General features: G+C 62.1%; 1 pseudogene. It reads left to right on the forward strand.

Going from position 1 to position 559, the window contains the following annotated elements:
* A pseudogene (locus ASD03_RS21945) lies at nucleotides 1–559 on the forward strand (IS21 family transposase); the annotation flags it as partial.

A 559-nucleotide genomic window follows, 5' to 3' on the forward strand; every position in this document is an offset into this window, starting at 1 on the left:
AAAGTCGCCGCGAACTGTTCGAGGAGATCGAGCGGGCAGCATTGAAGCCTTTGCCGGTGATGCCGTTCGAATATGCGGAATGGAAGTCGGCGAAGGTTCACCCGGACTATCATGTCGAGGTCGACAAGACCTTCTACTCTGTGCCGCATCGACTGATCGGATGCACCCTGCAGGTGCGGCTCACCCACCGGGTAGTCGAGATCTTCCACGATCACCAGCGTGTCGCCAGCCATGTCCGCCGCTCCCAGCGTTCCGGCCACGTTACCATCAACGACCATATGCCCAAGGCRCATCAGCGCTATGCCAACACCACGCCGGCCAATCTGATCGGCCGTGCGACCCAGATCGGCCCCAATGCCGCCATCCTGGTCGAACGCATGATGCGCGACAGGCCRCATCCGGAACAGGGATAYCGCTCGGCCATGGGCATTCTGTCGCTGGCCCCGCGCTATGGATCGCAGCGCCTCGATGCGGCCTGTGAGCGGGCGCTCACCATCAATGCCGTCACCTATTCCTCCGTCGCCTCCATCCTCAAATCCGGCCTCGACCGGGAAAGACC

Origin of the sequence: Ensifer sp. Root127 (assembly GCF_001425225.1) — a bacterium.
In the GTDB taxonomy this organism is placed as follows: Bacteria; Pseudomonadota; Alphaproteobacteria; order Rhizobiales; family Rhizobiaceae; genus Ensifer; species Ensifer canadensis.